This window comes from Yinghuangia seranimata (assembly GCF_029953285.1).
GTDB classification, from domain to species: domain Bacteria; phylum Actinomycetota; class Actinomycetes; order Streptomycetales; family Streptomycetaceae; genus Yinghuangia; species Yinghuangia seranimata.
Genome location: NZ_JASAOI010000065.1, coordinates 1 through 14,274 on the forward strand (window position 1 = coordinate 1; position 14,274 = coordinate 14,274).

The following is a 14,274-nucleotide window of genomic DNA, read 5'->3' on the forward strand; positions in this document are numbered from 1 at the left end:
AACCAGTACCGCACCGCCGCCCCCGGCAACCCGCTGTACGACAAGGCCCGCACCGGCACCAACAGCAAGGCCGGCGAAGGCTTCTTCGACATCCTGCGCGCCGACGTCAAGGCGAACCGGCTCCCGCAGGTCTCCTGGATCGTGGCGCCCGAGGCGTTCACCGAGCACCCGAACTGGCCGGTCAACTGGGGTGCCTGGTACACGGCTCAGGTGCTCGACGCGCTGACCGCCAATCCCGACGTGTGGAGCAAGACCGCGCTGCTCATCACGTACGACGAGAACGACGGCTTCTTCGACCACGTCGTGCCGCCGTTCGCCGCCGCGACGCCGCAGCAGGGCGCGTCCACCGTCGCCACCACCGGCGAGTTCTACGCCGGACAGGGCGGCGCGATCGCCGGGCAGTACGGCCTCGGGCAGCGCGTGCCGATGCTGGTCGTGTCGCCGTGGAGCACGGGCGGCTGGGTGTGCTCCGAGACGTTCGACCACACCTCGATCGTGCGGTTCATCGAGAAGCGGTTCGGCGTGCAGGAGCCCAACATCTCGCCGTGGCGGCGCGCGGTGTGCGGCGACCTGACCAACGCGTTCGACTTCGGGCACACCGAGCACAAGGTGCCGAAGCTGCCCAGCACGTCGACGTACGTCCCGGCCGACCACGACCGGCACCCCGACTTCGTGCCGGTGCCGCCGGCCGTCGGCGCGCTGCCGAAGCAGGAGCGCGGCCTGCGTCCGGCCCGCGCGCTGCCGTACGACCTCGCGGCCGACGCGCACGCCGGCGCGGACGGGCGCCTGCGCCTCGACTTCGACAACCGCGGCCAGGCGGGCGCGACGTTCCTGGTCACCTCGACGACGCACGCGGCCGGCCCGTGGACCTACACGGTCGAGCCCCGGCGCACGCTGTCCGGCACGTGGGACGTCTCGGCGGACCCGAACGGCCTCTACGACTTCAGCGTGCACGGCCCCAACGGCTTCATGCGCCAGGCCAAGGGCAAGGCCGGCGTCCTCGTCGCCGACGTGACCGCCCGCCACAACGGCGACCACCAGCTGGTCGAGGTCACCCTCGTCAACGAGAGCACCCGCACCATCGACCTGACCGTCACCGACGCCTACGGCCACCGCAACGGGAACGGCAACGACAACAGCCAGGGCGACAACAACAACCAGGGCGGCAACCGCGACTCCTACCGCCTCCGCCCGGGCGCCCGCGCCACCCACACCGCCCGCCTGAACAAGAGCAACGGCTGGTACGACCTGACCGTCGCCTGCTGGCAGGACGACACCTTCACCCGCCGCCTCGCCGGCCACGTCGAAAACGGCCGCCCGAGCACCAGCGACCCGGCCACCATCGCCGCCCCTTGCCCGGGCGGCGCGCGGTGGTCGTCGTTCAGAGGTCAAAAACCGCCGATCCACACCGAAGACGTCCTAGGCCGCTAGACGACACCGGCCAAGCCGGCGACGGGATTCGAACCCGCGTATTCCCTTTGAAAGGAAGTAAGGATCAGCTACGCACCTGAACCATGATCAGCCTAACCAGCGGACGCCACGCCCGCGATGTGTTTACCTCACCCCAGGTCCGCGACCGCAGCCGCAGGGGACGACGTATTCCCGTCCGCACACGACGAATCGGTTTCATGGAACCCAGCCCTCGCCACCACCCGCCCGGAGTACGGTCGGACGCCTACACCGTGGGGGGTGATGGCTGTGGGGACAGCCCTGCGCATCGGCGCGCTCACGTCTGCCGCCGCGCTACTGGCCGGCGGATGCAGCAGCGGCAGCCACGGCAGCGCAGCAGCTCCCGGCAAGATGACCGCCGCACAGGTCGCTTCCACCCTCAAAGCAGCAGGCCTGCCCCTTGGCGAGGTCACAGTGTTCGACGAGGACACCGACCCGAACCACCAGCTCGGCCGCCCCGGGAAGTACACGTCGAAAGTCGGGTTCGTCGACACCCGAGTCGACCTGAGCAACGCCCTCGACACCAAGGGCGACATCTCCCGCGGCGGAGGCGTCGAGGTGTGGCCCGACCACAAGAGCGCCCAAGCCCGCGCCGACTACATCCAGGCCTTGACCAAGGACATCCAAGCCACGGTCATGCGTGAGTACGACTACATCAGCGGGTCGTACCTACTCCGGATCACGCAGACGCTTTCGCCGACACAGGCCGGCGCATATGAGGCGGCGCTCAAGGGGCTGGGCGGCTGAGCTCGGCAGACTCAACGACGCAGCCGCCGAGGCGGACTGCTGACCGAACCGCTGCTGACCGAACCGGCATACCGTCCTCGTTCGGCGCATCCAGGAAGCGCTGCAGGAGCGTTGGGGACACTCGTCGCAGGACGCTGCCGCCGACGTGGGCGCCTTCGGGTCGCGCGGGGGCCGCGCCCGCGGTGTGTTTATGTCACCGCGGGCGCGGTTCCCATTGCGATGTGTAGCAAGGTTGCCGGGTGGGCGTCGGGAGTCGTCCACAGGGGCGGGCGCATGATCGGACAATAGTGCGTGGTGGCGGCTAGGCCTTGGCGAACTGGCGGCTGATGACGAGGCGTTGGATCTGGTTGGTGCCTTCGAAGATCTGCATGATCTTGGCTTCGCGCATGTAGCGCTCCACCGGGAACTCGCGGGTGTAGCCGGCGCCGCCGAGGACCTGGACGGCGTCGGTGGTGACCTTCATGGCGGCGTCGGTGGCGACGAGTTTGGCGACGGAGGCGTGGCGGCTGTAGGGGCGGCCGGCGTCGCGGCGGCGGGCGGCGTCGAGGTAGGTGGCGCGGGCGGAGTCGACGGCGGCGGCCATGTCGGCGAGGAGGAAGCCGAGGCCCTGGTGGTCGACGATGCGGCGGCCGAAGGTGGTGCGCTGGTTGGCGTAGTCGACGGCGACGTCGAGCGCGGCCTGGGCGAGGCCGGTGGCACAGGCGGCGATGCCGAGGCGGCCGGAGTCGAGGGCGCTGAAGGCGATGGAGAGGCCCTGGCCCTCGTCGCCGATGAGGCGGTCCTCGTCGAGGGGGACGCCGTCGTAGTGCGCGGTGGTCGTCGGGACCGCGTGCAGGCCCATCTTGTCCTCGGGCCGGCCGAAGGTCAGGTTGTCGTGGCTGCCCGGGGCGAGGAAGCACGAGATGCCGCGGCTGCCTTCGCCGGTGCGTGCGAACAGCGAGTAGAAGTCGGCCTTGCCGCCGTGGGTGATCCACGCCTTGGTGCCGACGATCTCGTAGCCGTCGGAGGTCTTGTTGGCCTTGCAGGTGAGCGCGGCGGCGTCGGAGCCGGCGTGCGGTTCGGACAGGCTGTAGCCGCCGATCCACTCGCCCTCGAGCATGCGCGGCAGCCAGCGTTCGCGCTGGTCCTGGGTGCCGTACGTGTAGAGCGGGAAGCACGCGAGGGTGTGGACGCTGGTCGCGACGGCGATCGCCGCCCAGCGGGCGGCGAGTTCCTCGACGACCTGGAGGTAGACCTCGTAGGGCTGGCCGCCGCCCCCGTATTCCTCGGGGTAGGGCAGGCCGAGCAGGCCGGTCTGGCCGAGCAGCGTGAACAGCCCTTCCGGGTAGGTCTCTTCGCGTTCGTGCCGGGCCGCGATGGGGGCGAGTTCCTTGTCCGCGATCGCCTGGGTGAGGGCGAGCAGGTCGCGGGATTCCTCGGTGGGCAGGAGGCGGTCGACGACGGCCACTGAGGGGTCTCCTCGGAGCGTGGGCCGGGCGGGTGGCCCGGCGGGAGCGGTTGGCGCACGAATGAGCCCGGGACGGGGTCGCCGTCCCGGGCTCGATGATTTCAGGCCGTCGGGTTCGCGGCGACCGTTGCGCGACGGGAGGCGGGTTCGGCCAGTTCGGCGAGCGCGGCCGCGGCGCGTGCGCGGTACTCGTCGACGCGGGCGAGCTTGATGTCCTCGTATCCGCGCACCAGGTCGGGCAGTTCGGCGAAGTCGGTGACGGCGCCGACGGTGTCGTCGCGGAGCGCGGACAGTGCGTCCCGCATCATCGTCCGGTACTCGGCGACGAGTTCGCGCTCGACGCGGCGGACCTTGGCATAGCCGAACACGTCGAACCGGGTGCCGCGCAGGCCGCGTGCGGCGTGCAGGGCGCGGAACGCGGGGACGGCGGTGCGGCGCAGCCGGATCTTGCGCTTCATGCCGAGGGCGCGCAGCGCGGGCGGGTGGAGGAGTACGGAGACGTCCGCGTCCGCGCCGAACTCGTCCTCGCGCCGGGCCTTTTCGACGGTGTCGAGGTGGAGGCGGGCGACTTCGTACTCGTCCTTGTAGGCCATGAGCTTGTGCAGGCCCTTGGCGTAGGCGACGCCGATGCGCTCGCCGGCCTCGGTGCCGACGCGTGCGGCCGCGGCGGCGGTGACGCGGCGGACGTCCTCGGCGTAGCTGCGGGCGTAGGTGCCGTTCTGGAACCCGGTGAGATCGGCGATGCGGGTGGCGAGCACGTCGCGCAGGGCCTCGCCGAGGGCGGATCGGTCGGCGAGCGCGTAGGACTCGGGGTCGACCTCGACGGTCGCGCGGACCGGTGCGGCGACGGCGGCGCGCACGGCCTCGGGGTCCTGGACGGCGGCGCGGCCCCAGTGGAACGCGGCGAGGTTCTTGTCGACGGCGGCCCGGTTGAGGCGGATGGCTTGTTCGACGGCCTCCGCGCTGACCGGCAGGCAGCCGTGCTGGAACGCGGCGCCGATGAGCAGCATGTTGGCGGGCATGTGGTCGTCGAACAGGGCCTGCGAGAGGGCGAGGGCGTCGAGGTAGCGGTTGTCCGCGGACAGCGCACCGGTGGCGCGGGTGGCGGTCTCGATGCGGGCGACGCAGTCGTCCGGCGAGTCGGGCACCGCGAGCTGGTTGGTGACCATGGCGGCGGTCGGCACGATCGCGGTGTTGACGATGGCGACGGTGTGTCCGGCGCGCACGGTGGACAGGTTGCCGTCCGCGGCGGCGCCGAGCAGGTCGAAGCCGAGCAGGACGTCGGCGGTGCCGCGCGAGGCGCGCAGCGCGCCGTCGACGGGCTTGCGGCCGATGCGCAGGTCGCTGACGACCGGTCCGCCCTTCTGCGCGAGGCCGGTCTGGTCGAGGCCCGCGGTGTGCAGCCCGTCGAGGTGCGCGGCCATCTGGAGGATGGCCGAGACGGTCACGACGCCGGTGCCGCCGATGCCGGGCATGCGGACCAGGATCTCGTCGTCGTACGCGAAGCGCTGTGCGGGCTGAGCGAGTTCGACGGGCAGCGCGGGGACCTCGCGGCGCTTGCGGGTGCCGGGCTCGACGAGGAGGAACGACGGGCAGTCGCCCTTGAGGCAGCTGAAGTCGCTGTTGCAGGAAGCCTGGTGGATGCGCGTCTTGCGGCCGAACTCGGTGTCCACGGGCTGCACCGACAGGCACGTGGACTTGTCGCCGCAGTCGCCGCAGCCCTCGCAGACGCGCTCGTTGACGACGACCTTCTCGGCGGGCGTGGGGAGTTCGCCGCGCTTGCGCAGGCGGCGCTCCTCGGCGGCGCAGCGGTCGTCGTGGATGAGGACGGTGACGCCTTCGACACCGGCCAGTTCGCGTTCCACGTCGGCGAGGTCGTCGCGGTGCCGGACGGTCGCGACGGGGTCGAGCGCGATGCCCCGGTAGGCGGCGGGCTCATCGGTGGTGATGACGACGCGGCGCACGCCCTCGATGGCCATCCAGCGGGTCAGGTCCGGGATGTTCAGCTTGCCTTCGGGGCGCTGGCCGCCGGTCATGGCGACGGCGTCGTTGTAGAGCAGCTTGTACGTCATGGTGACGCCCGCGGCTACGGCGGCGCGGACCGCGAGCGAGCCGGAGTGGTGGAAGGTGCCGTCGCCGAGGTTCTGCACGAAGTGCTTGTCGGCGGTGAACGGCGCGAGGCCGAACCACTGCGTGCCCTCGCCGCCCATCTGGGTGAGGCCGACGCGGTTGCCGCGGCCCTTGCCGTCCAGCGCGATCATCGCGTGGCAGCCGATGCCGACGCCGACGAGGGTGTCGTCGGAGGTGCGGGTCGAGGTGTTGTGCGGGCAGCCGGAGCAGAAGTACGGCGTGCGCGGCGCGGCCATCGGCAGCGCGATGCGCGCGGGCCGCTTGGGCTTGGGCGTCACGGCCTCGACGTGGGCGGCGGCGGTGTGCGGGAGGCGGTCGGCGCCGATGCGGGAGGCGAGCGCGATGGCGACGTCCTCGGCGCCGAGGGTGCCGCGCTGGGTCAGCAGCACGCGGCCGCCCTCGTCGCGGCGGCCGACGACGCGCGGGGCGTCGGGGCGCCGGTACAGCGCCTCCTTGAGGCGGCCCTCGAGGAAGCCGACCTTGTCCTCGACGACCAGCACCTCGTCGAGGCCCTCGGTCAGCCCGGCGAGCTCGGCGTCGGCCAGCGGGAACGGCATGCCGAGCTTGATCAGGCGCAGCCCGAGCGCGGCCAGCTCGGCCTCGCCGATGCCGAGGTTGTGCAGCGCGCGCTGGACGACGGCGTACTGCGTGCCGGAGGCCAGGATGCCCAGCTTCGCGCCGGGCGTGGTGAACGTGACGCGGTTGAGGCCGACGGTGGCGGCGTACGCGCGCGCCCTGTCCAGGCGGCGGGTCAGCATGTCGTACTCGGCGTCGAGCGACGCGGGGCCGACCAGCGTGGGGGCGGGGCCGCGCGGGGTGCGGGCCGGCTCGGGGACGTCGCGGGACAGGCCGCTGAGCTCGACGGTGCCGGACGCGTCCGCGATGTCCGCGACGATCTTGAGGCCGGTCCACAGGCCGCTGGCGCGGGACATCCCGACGGCGTGCAGGCCGTACTCGATGATCTCGGCCACCGAGCCGGGGGCGAGCAGCGGCATCGCCAGGCTCGCCGCCATGGGCTCGCACGAGCTCGGGACGGTGGAGGACTTGCTGCCCGGGTCGTCGCCGATCCACGCCACCGCGCCGCCGAGCGGGGCGGTGCCGGCCAGCATCGCGTGCCGGATCGCGTCGGCGGCGCGGTCCAGGCCGGGGTTCTTGCCGTACCAGAAGCCGACGACGCCGTCGTGGCGGCGGCCCGGGACCTGGTCGAGCAGCTGCGTGCCCGCGACGGCGGTGGCGGCGAGCTCCTCGTTGAGGCCGGCCTGGAAGACCACGCCGGCCGGGTCGAGGTGCTTGGCGGCACGGCCCATCTCGAGGTCGACGCCGCCGAGCGGGGAGCCCTGGTAGCCGGACACGTACACACGCGTGTCCAGGCCTCGTGCGGTGTCGAGGCGGCGCTGCTCCAGGGTGAGCCGGACGAGGGCCTGGATGCCGGAGATCAGCACACGGCCGTCGGCGGCCGTGTACTTGTCGTCCAGCGACACGGCGGAGCGGTCGATGCGCACGGGGTCCTCCGGCGGAGAAACGGGCGGGGTGGGTCGGCGCTAGGACACCAACCGAGCCCGATGCCACGCAAGTACCTCGCGGGAAATCGCCACAAAGACGCAAAGATCTCAACAGGCTGCGCGGGATATCATCAATTATTTGCACCCTGACCCCCGAAAAACGAGGTGTCCCGCCATGGCCGACGTCGACGCCACCGACCACGAGCTGCTGCGCCTGCTGCGCGAGGACGGCCGCCGCACCTTCTCCGAGATGGCCACCGAGGTGGGCCTGTCCGTCGCGGCTGTGAAGCGGCGCGTCGATCGGCTGCGTGACATCGGTGTCATCACCGGGTTCACCGTGCAGGTCGACCACGCGAAGCTCGGCTGGGGCATCGAGGCCTTCACCGAGCTGCGCTACGCGGGAAGCACGACCGTGCAGGAGATCATGCGCACGACCACCGGCGTGCCGGAGGTCCAGGCGGTCTTCACGATCGCGGGCGACCCGGACGCGCTCATCCAGGTGCGGGTGCGCGACATCGCCCACCTTCAGGAGGTCATCGACACTCTGCGGCGGTCGGGGAACGTGACGGGGACGAAGACGCTGATGGTGCTCGGGTCGTGGTCGCGGGAGGCGTGAGCGCCGCGTCAACGGGCCGCATGTGACCGGTGGCGCGACGGAGCGGGCGTGACCGGTCACGCGTGCTTGCCCCGGCCGCGTGGGCGCCGGGTCGTCGCGGGGCCTCCCCCGCCGCACGTCAGGTCGATGTCGGCGACCGGCCCCCGTACCGCGGCACGGTGCCCGCCCGGTTTCCGGCCCAGCCGGAACCCCGGTGCCAGTTCATCGAGTTCGAACGACGCCTCGGCTTCGACGGTACGCACCGCCCACACCGTCACCTCGGGCGGCATCCCGCGCGCCATCCCCCGCGGCAGGCGGGCCGATACGCGTGAGAGCACACCCAGGCCGGCCGCAAGCGCGACGACATTCCACGCCGCCAGGCCCGCGACAAAAGGCACGGAGGTTCCGGCCTCGGGCCCGTCCGCGAGGAACACCCGTACGCCGTGCGCCATCGCGCCCGCGACCGCACCGAACACAACTCCGCCGGACGCGACCGCCGTCCAACCGTTGCCGCGGAACCGGCGCTTGAGCCCGGCCTCGTGCCGGGCCCGCGCCCGCCGGTAGCCCGGCGCCGCGACGGCCTTGCCGAACCGGCAGCCGCCCCCGGCGCGTTCGACGGCGTCCAGCAGCGCCGCGCAGACCGGGTGTCCGGGCGGGGTTCGGGTGGCGGCGACGGTCGCGGTCAACGTCCCGTCGCGGGACAGGTGCACGAGCTGGTCGCGGTCCAGCAGGCAGACGGCGACCCGGTCGACGAGCGGCGTTCCGCCGACGATCCCTGCGGCGTGCAGGACGTCCAGCCCGAGCACCGCCTCGGGCGCGACGGCCGGCCCGTCGGCGCGGCCGCGCAGCCTGACCAACCCGTAGAGCAGCACCAACACGACACACCCGGCCGCGATCCACCCGGCCAGCACGAGAGCGAGTTCCCCGACCAACCTCGACACGGCACCCCCCGGCGAGCGGCGCGCCCCGGCCCCCAGCGCCCGATCCAGGGTAGGGATTCGGGACGAACTAGGCGAGAGCCAAAGGAGATTGGTCGAACGCGAACAACGCGAGCCGGCGGGATGCGGTATCGCGCCGACGCGCGCCACGGCGACCGGCGGCGGGCACGGGATCCGCTGACCGGACCGAACCGTGAAACAGCTGCCGTCGACATCGCGAACGGCCCTGCTTCCATGGTCGGCCGCAAGCCGCGGCACCGCCGCGTGATCGGCACGCACCCGCCCCGCGCCTGGTCGGCGGTGCCGCCGGGTCCGGCGGCGGCCGTGGCATGGCCGGTACCGTCGTTCGGGTGAAGATCGACGGGGGCGGTCCGGTGTCCGTGGCGGAGCTGCTGCTCGGGCACGCGGACGCGGCGACGGCTGAACGGGCCCGTGTCCGGCTCGGGTTGTCGGTCGGTGCCGCTGAGGCCGGGTCCGGGGCCGACGGTTCCTCCGGCGGGGCCTCCGCGCGCAGCGCGGCGGCGGCGTCGGACGGGGCGGCGGCGGTGTCGGGCGGGGCGGTGGGGCCGGATCCGGACGGTACCCCGTTGGCCGTGCGCCTGCGGAACCCCAAGGGGCGGGTGGACAGCACGGCGCTCGACGGATACGCCCGCGCCGACTGGGACTTGGTCGCCGAGGAACACCTGCGCAGCGCGTTCGACGACGAGGTCGCCCGCCAGCTGGTCGTGCACCCCGACTGCCCGCGGGACGCCGTCCTCGTGCTGGCCACCGAGTCGCCGTTCAGCGTCACGGCACGTCATGGCAGGGCGTTCAGCGTCGCTTTGGACCGGCGCCTCCTGACCGCCCGTCAACTCGCCTTCGAGGGCAGGCCCGCGTGGCGTGCGCTCGGCACCGTGGCAAGGGTCGCGCGCCCCGCGTACGACCAGCCCCGCTTCGCACCGCTCGACCGCATCGTGGACGAAGCGGCGCGGATGCTGCCGGGCCCCGACCCTGCGGCATGGGCGTGGCTGGTGCGCCACGCGCCGAACTACCCGGGGACGTTCCCCGAGTTGTGCGCGGAGGCCGCACGGGCCGCCGACCCCGGTAGGGCCGACGCGGGGGCTGTCGACGGCGCGTCCCTCGTGTGGTCCGATCCGCCGGACCCCGCCGACCCGCGCCGCAACCCGCAGCGCTGGGGCCGCATGTCCCCGCTGGGGCTGCTGGGCCGCCTTCCGCCGGAGGACGCGGCCGCCGTGCTTGCGGTCCTGCCGTCCGACGTGTGCGCCCAGCTCAGGCGGGTGAACGAACCGCTGCCCGGCCACCTCGTCCTCACGCTGATGCGGGACCCGGAGCTCGACGCGCGCGGCCTCGTCCGCCGCATGATCCCCGACCGGGACACGGAGGCCGTGCTACTCGCCAGGCACGACCGGCACATCAACGCCGCGCTGCTGGCCGAGTCGAAGGACGCCGCGACACGGCACGCCGTGTTCGCCGCGTCCCGACGTGACGCGTCGCCCCGCGTGCGGCTGACGCCGCACTCCCGCGGCTGGCTGAACTTGCAGTACCGGGACGGCTGCCCGGAGGCGGTGTACGGCCACCACGTGGCGTTCCTCCGCACCGTGCTGCGCCGCGGTACGCACGACCTGAGCCCTGCGGCCGTGCTGAGGGGGTTGCTCAGCCTGTGGGAGGCGCAGGGCCGGGGCGCGCTGCTCGACCCGCGGCTGCGGTCGCTGCTGCGCGGTACCCCCGCCACGTGGCGGGCCTTGCACTGGGCCTGCAACGCAGCCGACGGCCTGGCCCGGCTGCGGGCCGAGGTGGAGCGCCTCGAACAGCCGGACGCCCTGGTGGCCGCGGTCCGCGAGCACCCGGCGATGGCCGGCGGGTACCTCCCGGCGGCGTTCTGGCCCGCGGCGGTGACGGCCCACGCCGACGAACCGCTGCGCCGGCGCCTCCTCGCCGCCCTGGCCCGGCACCCGGACTGTCCCGCGGAACTCGTCCGGGACGCCGTCCGGACGGACGGCGACCTGGCAGTCGAACTCGCGGGCCGGTCGCGGGAGTACGCGCTCGCCGCACTCGCGGAACCGCTCGGACCGCCGCCGCGGTGGGCCAACGCCGGGCGCGGCGGGATCGGCGACTGGATCGGCAATGCCCTGGCCGACGACGTGGTCTCCGTCCGGGAGTTCGTCGAACGTGCCCATCCGGCGACGCGGGCGGTGGAGGCGACGGGGGCGCTGTCCGGCGTGCTTCCGGAGTCCTACGCCGAGGCCTTGGAGGCCGTCGTCGCCGAGCACGCGCGCGCCGCGCTGGGCGACGACGCGGAGGCGTGGGCCGTGGCGGTGATGCTGCTGCCGGAGTTCGTCGGCACGCTGCCGGAACTGTTCGCGACGGCGGCCTCCGCGGCGAGGTCCTGATCCGGCTGAGACGCGGCTGAGTAACGCGTCTCACGGGTCGCGGTCGGGCGTCGGCGCCGTCTCGTGCGCCGCCGGGCAGTAGCGTCGACGGGATGGCGGCTCCGGTGAACAGCTCGGTCTCGGCAGGTGCGTTCCTGCTGCGGTACGCCTCGCCCGCGACCGCCGCGCGTGTGCGGGAGCGGCTCGGCCCCGAGGCCGTGCCCCAGGAGCCTCGTCCGCCGGACGTTCCCGATCTGCGGTCGTCCGGCCAGGCCGTCGCCGCTCCGCGCACGCGCGGGACGGGGCTGGTGCCGTGGCTGCGAACTCCGCGTGTGCAGGCGTCGGTTCACGACCTGCCGCAGGTCTCGGGTGCCGAGTGGGACCTGATCGTCCGTGAGCACGGTCGCACGGCACTGCCCAAGGACGTCGTCCGCGCGCTCGTCGCCCGCGCGGACTGCCCCGGTTCGGCGGCGCTCGCGCTCGTGCCGGAGGGCAGGTTCGCGCACCATCCCCGGCCGGACTCGCCGTCCGCGTTCCTGATCGCCGTGCAGCGCGGGTCCGTGACGCCGCGCCAGGTCGCGTTCGAGGGCCGGCCCGGCTGGCACGCGCTCAGCACCGTGGCGCGGCACACGCGGCCGAGCATCTACGACCAGCCGTTCGCACCGTTCGGACGCGTCCTCGACGAGGCGGCCCAACTGCTGCCCGGCCCCGACGCCGACGCCTGGGCCTGGCTGATCCGGCACGCCCCGGGCTACCCGGGCACGTTCCCTGAGCTATGCGCCGCCGCGGGCAACGCGACCGCGCGGCTGGCGTACGACACCCGTCGTGCCGCTACGGCAACCGGCGATCCGCGTGTGAACACTGTCAACAGCCCCTCAGACTTTCACCGATGGAACTCCCTGACCCCGCTCGGCCTGATCGGGCGGCTCTCCCCCGACGCGGCGGACGCCGTCCTCGCGGTGCTGCCCCGCAGCGCGCTCGACGATTTCCTCCCGGTGCACGAAATGCTGCCGACCCACCTCACCTTCACGCTGCTGCGCCGCGAGCCGTCGCTCGTGTGGGACCTCATGCACCGCATGGACCACGACAGGGCGGCCGTGCGTGAGTTGCTCGCGAGGCACGACCCGCAGGTGAACGCCGCGCTGCTGTCGGCCCGACGGGACGCAGAGACCCAGCACGCCGTGTTCCGGGCCACGCGGCTGGAGGCCAAGCCGCGTGTGCGGCTGCCCGCCGACAACCGAGGGTGGCTGCGCCTACGGCTGGGCGACGGCTGCCTGGAGGCCGTCCACGGGCATCACGCGTCGTTCATCCGGACCGCACTCGAACAACGCGCCGACAGCCTCGGCACCGCGGGAGTGCTGAGGGGTCTGCTCGGCCTGTGGGAGGCCTGGGGACGCGGCGCGCTGTTCGACCCGCGGCTGCTGCGGGCGTTGCCGCCGGACACCGAGGCCGGACGGTTGCTGCGCCAGGTGCCGCGTGGGCTGGGCGGCATGGCGCGGCTGCGGGCCGAGGTGCGTCGGCACGAGGACCCCGCGGAGCTGATCGCCGCGATGCGCCGTTCGCCCGACACGGCACGCCGGTACCCGCCCCCGTCGTTCTGGCCGGCGGCGATTGCGGCGCACGCCGAACGGCCGCTGCCGGTCGAGGTCTTGGCGCACCTCGTCCGGCACGGGAACTGCCCCGACGAACTCAGCCTGGCCGCCTCGAAGGCGGACGCCGACCTGGCCGCCGAGCTCGCGGGCCGCTCACACGCCCACGCCGTGGCCGCGCTCGGGCACCCCGTCGAGGTGACGTGGTCGTGGACGGAGCACGGGTGGTACGTCGACGCCCTGGCCCGGGGCGTGCTGACGTTCCACGAGTTCGTCGAACGTGCCCACCCCGCCCATCAGTTGCTCACCGCCGTCGAGCAGCTGGCACCGGTCTTCCCCGACGGCCACACGGCGGCCCGCGCGGTCGTCGACGAGCACATACGCGGGACGGTCGGGGACGACGCGGACGCCTGGGCGGTGGCGGTGCGGCTGTTGCCGGAGTTCACAGGCACATTGCCTGAGCTGCTGGCCACGGCGGGGGCGGTGTTCGCGTAGGGATTCGACGATGGGACCGGCATTTCATCGATGCCTGAACTGTGCCGACCGTGTGCCCCTCAGGCGGAACCGCCCGGCGACCCAGCCCCCGGGTACACCCGGCACTGGCTCGTCCCGCTCGCCCTCAGCACGCCGGTCGCGTCGGTGAGCGTGCCCCACGTGGAGGCGAGCAGGCCCTGGGTTCGGCCGCGGGCTTCCAGGAGGGTGGCCGCGGGGACGCGGGCGGGGGCGTACCACGTCGCGGCCAGGTCGAGGCTGACCATGCCGTCACCGGGGCGGCCGCGGAGGGCGGCGTCCATCAGGTGCGCGTCCAACTGCATGATGTCGGTGAGGCGTTCGGCGAGGCCGGGGGTCGAGGGGGCGTCGGGGCGGAGCACGTCGGGGTCGGCGGGGCAGATCCACAGCGCGACCGAGTCGCCGCCGTCGCGGAAGGCGCCCTCGAACTCCTCGTAGGTCTCGGCGTAGTCCACGGCGTACTCGGCGAACCCGCCCAGGCACTCGGCGACTTTCTCGACCCAGGACAGGCGCGGGTACGCCGCGGGCCCGAGCGGAAGCCCGGCCTCGCCGGCGGCGCCCGGGTCGGCGGCGCCCGGCCCGCCGAACAGCTCCGGGTCGGCGAACCAGGCCGACGCGGCGAGCACCGCCTCGCCACCCTGGCGGACCGTCACCTGGAAGGCGGACGCCGTCCGGCCGTTGGCCAACGTCTCGACGTCAAAGGATAGTTCGCCGGCAACCGCGGCACGCGAGAACACCGTGTGCAGGCTGCGCAGCTGTTTGCCGCCCGCCGACCTGGCCGCCGCGGCGGCCGCCAGGGAGGCCGTCCAACCGCCGAAGCCGCGCCCGTTGATGCAGTGGAACTCCGCGAGTTCGGCCGTCAGTCGACCGTCGGACCCGCCCCGCAGGCGGACCTCGCCGAGCGGCGTCGCCGCCACCGTGTCGTGCTCCCCCGTAGCGTCCATCCACCGATGGTGCCACGCAGGCCGCCGGGCGTGGGGGGGTGACCCCGGACGGGC

At 73.4% G+C, this 14,274-nt stretch carries 9 protein-coding genes; 5 read left to right on the forward strand and 4 right to left on the reverse strand.

Annotated features, from left to right (window positions below; all coding sequences use genetic code 11):
• A partial coding sequence (locus tag QI554_RS36385; RefSeq protein ID WP_281476543.1) for an alkaline phosphatase family protein occupies positions 1-1,431 on the forward strand: 1,431 nt, incomplete at its 5' end.
• Between the two features lie 261 nt (positions 1,432-1,692).
• A complete protein-coding gene (locus QI554_RS36390; RefSeq protein ID WP_281473467.1) occupies positions 1,693-2,196 on the forward strand; it encodes a hypothetical protein in 504 nt (167 codons plus the stop codon).
• A 301-nt stretch (positions 2,197-2,497) separates the two neighbouring features.
• Here the strand turns inward: QI554_RS36390 and QI554_RS36395 are convergent, their stop codons facing one another.
• Both QI554_RS36395 and QI554_RS36400 read right to left on the reverse strand, forming a co-directional pair.
• Positions 2,498-3,643, reverse strand: coding sequence for an acyl-CoA dehydrogenase family protein (locus tag QI554_RS36395; protein WP_281473469.1), 1,146 nt, complete (start codon positions 3,641-3,643; stop codon positions 2,498-2,500).
• Between the two features lie 101 nt (positions 3,644-3,744).
• The gene (locus tag QI554_RS36400) at positions 3,745-7,275 is read right to left on the reverse strand and encodes an indolepyruvate ferredoxin oxidoreductase family protein (protein WP_281473471.1); all 3,531 of its coding nucleotides are present in this window, start codon (positions 7,273-7,275) and stop codon (positions 3,745-3,747) included.
• Between the two features lie 175 nt (positions 7,276-7,450).
• Between QI554_RS36400 and QI554_RS36405 the strand changes: the two genes are divergently transcribed.
• Positions 7,451-7,891 carry an Lrp/AsnC family transcriptional regulator gene (locus QI554_RS36405; protein WP_281473472.1) on the forward strand — a complete coding sequence of 147 codons (441 nt, stop codon included), beginning with the start codon at positions 7,451-7,453 and terminating at the stop codon, positions 7,889-7,891.
• A 56-nt stretch (positions 7,892-7,947) separates the two neighbouring features.
• Here QI554_RS36405 and QI554_RS36410 read toward each other — a convergent pair whose 3' ends face one another.
• The gene (locus QI554_RS36410; RefSeq protein ID WP_281473473.1) at positions 7,948-8,811 is read right to left on the reverse strand and encodes a hypothetical protein; all 864 of its coding nucleotides are present in this window, start codon (positions 8,809-8,811) and stop codon (positions 7,948-7,950) included.
• Between the two features lie 347 nt (positions 8,812-9,158).
• On the opposite strand from QI554_RS36410, the gene QI554_RS36415 reads away from it, so the two are divergent.
• Entirely contained in the window at positions 9,159-11,198 is a 2,040-nt protein-coding gene (locus QI554_RS36415) for a hypothetical protein (RefSeq protein ID WP_281473474.1), read from the forward strand.
• Between the two features lie 92 nt (positions 11,199-11,290).
• The gene (locus QI554_RS36420) at positions 11,291-13,261 is read left to right on the forward strand and encodes a hypothetical protein (RefSeq protein ID WP_281473475.1); all 1,971 of its coding nucleotides are present in this window, start codon (positions 11,291-11,293) and stop codon (positions 13,259-13,261) included.
• A 59-nt stretch (positions 13,262-13,320) separates the two neighbouring features.
• On the opposite strand, the gene QI554_RS36425 is transcribed toward QI554_RS36420, so the two are convergent.
• On the reverse strand, positions 13,321-14,220 hold the full coding sequence (locus QI554_RS36425; protein ID WP_281473476.1) for an acyl-CoA thioesterase domain-containing protein: 900 nt from the start codon (positions 14,218-14,220) through the stop codon (positions 13,321-13,323).
• Positions 14,221-14,274 lie beyond the last annotated feature (54 nt).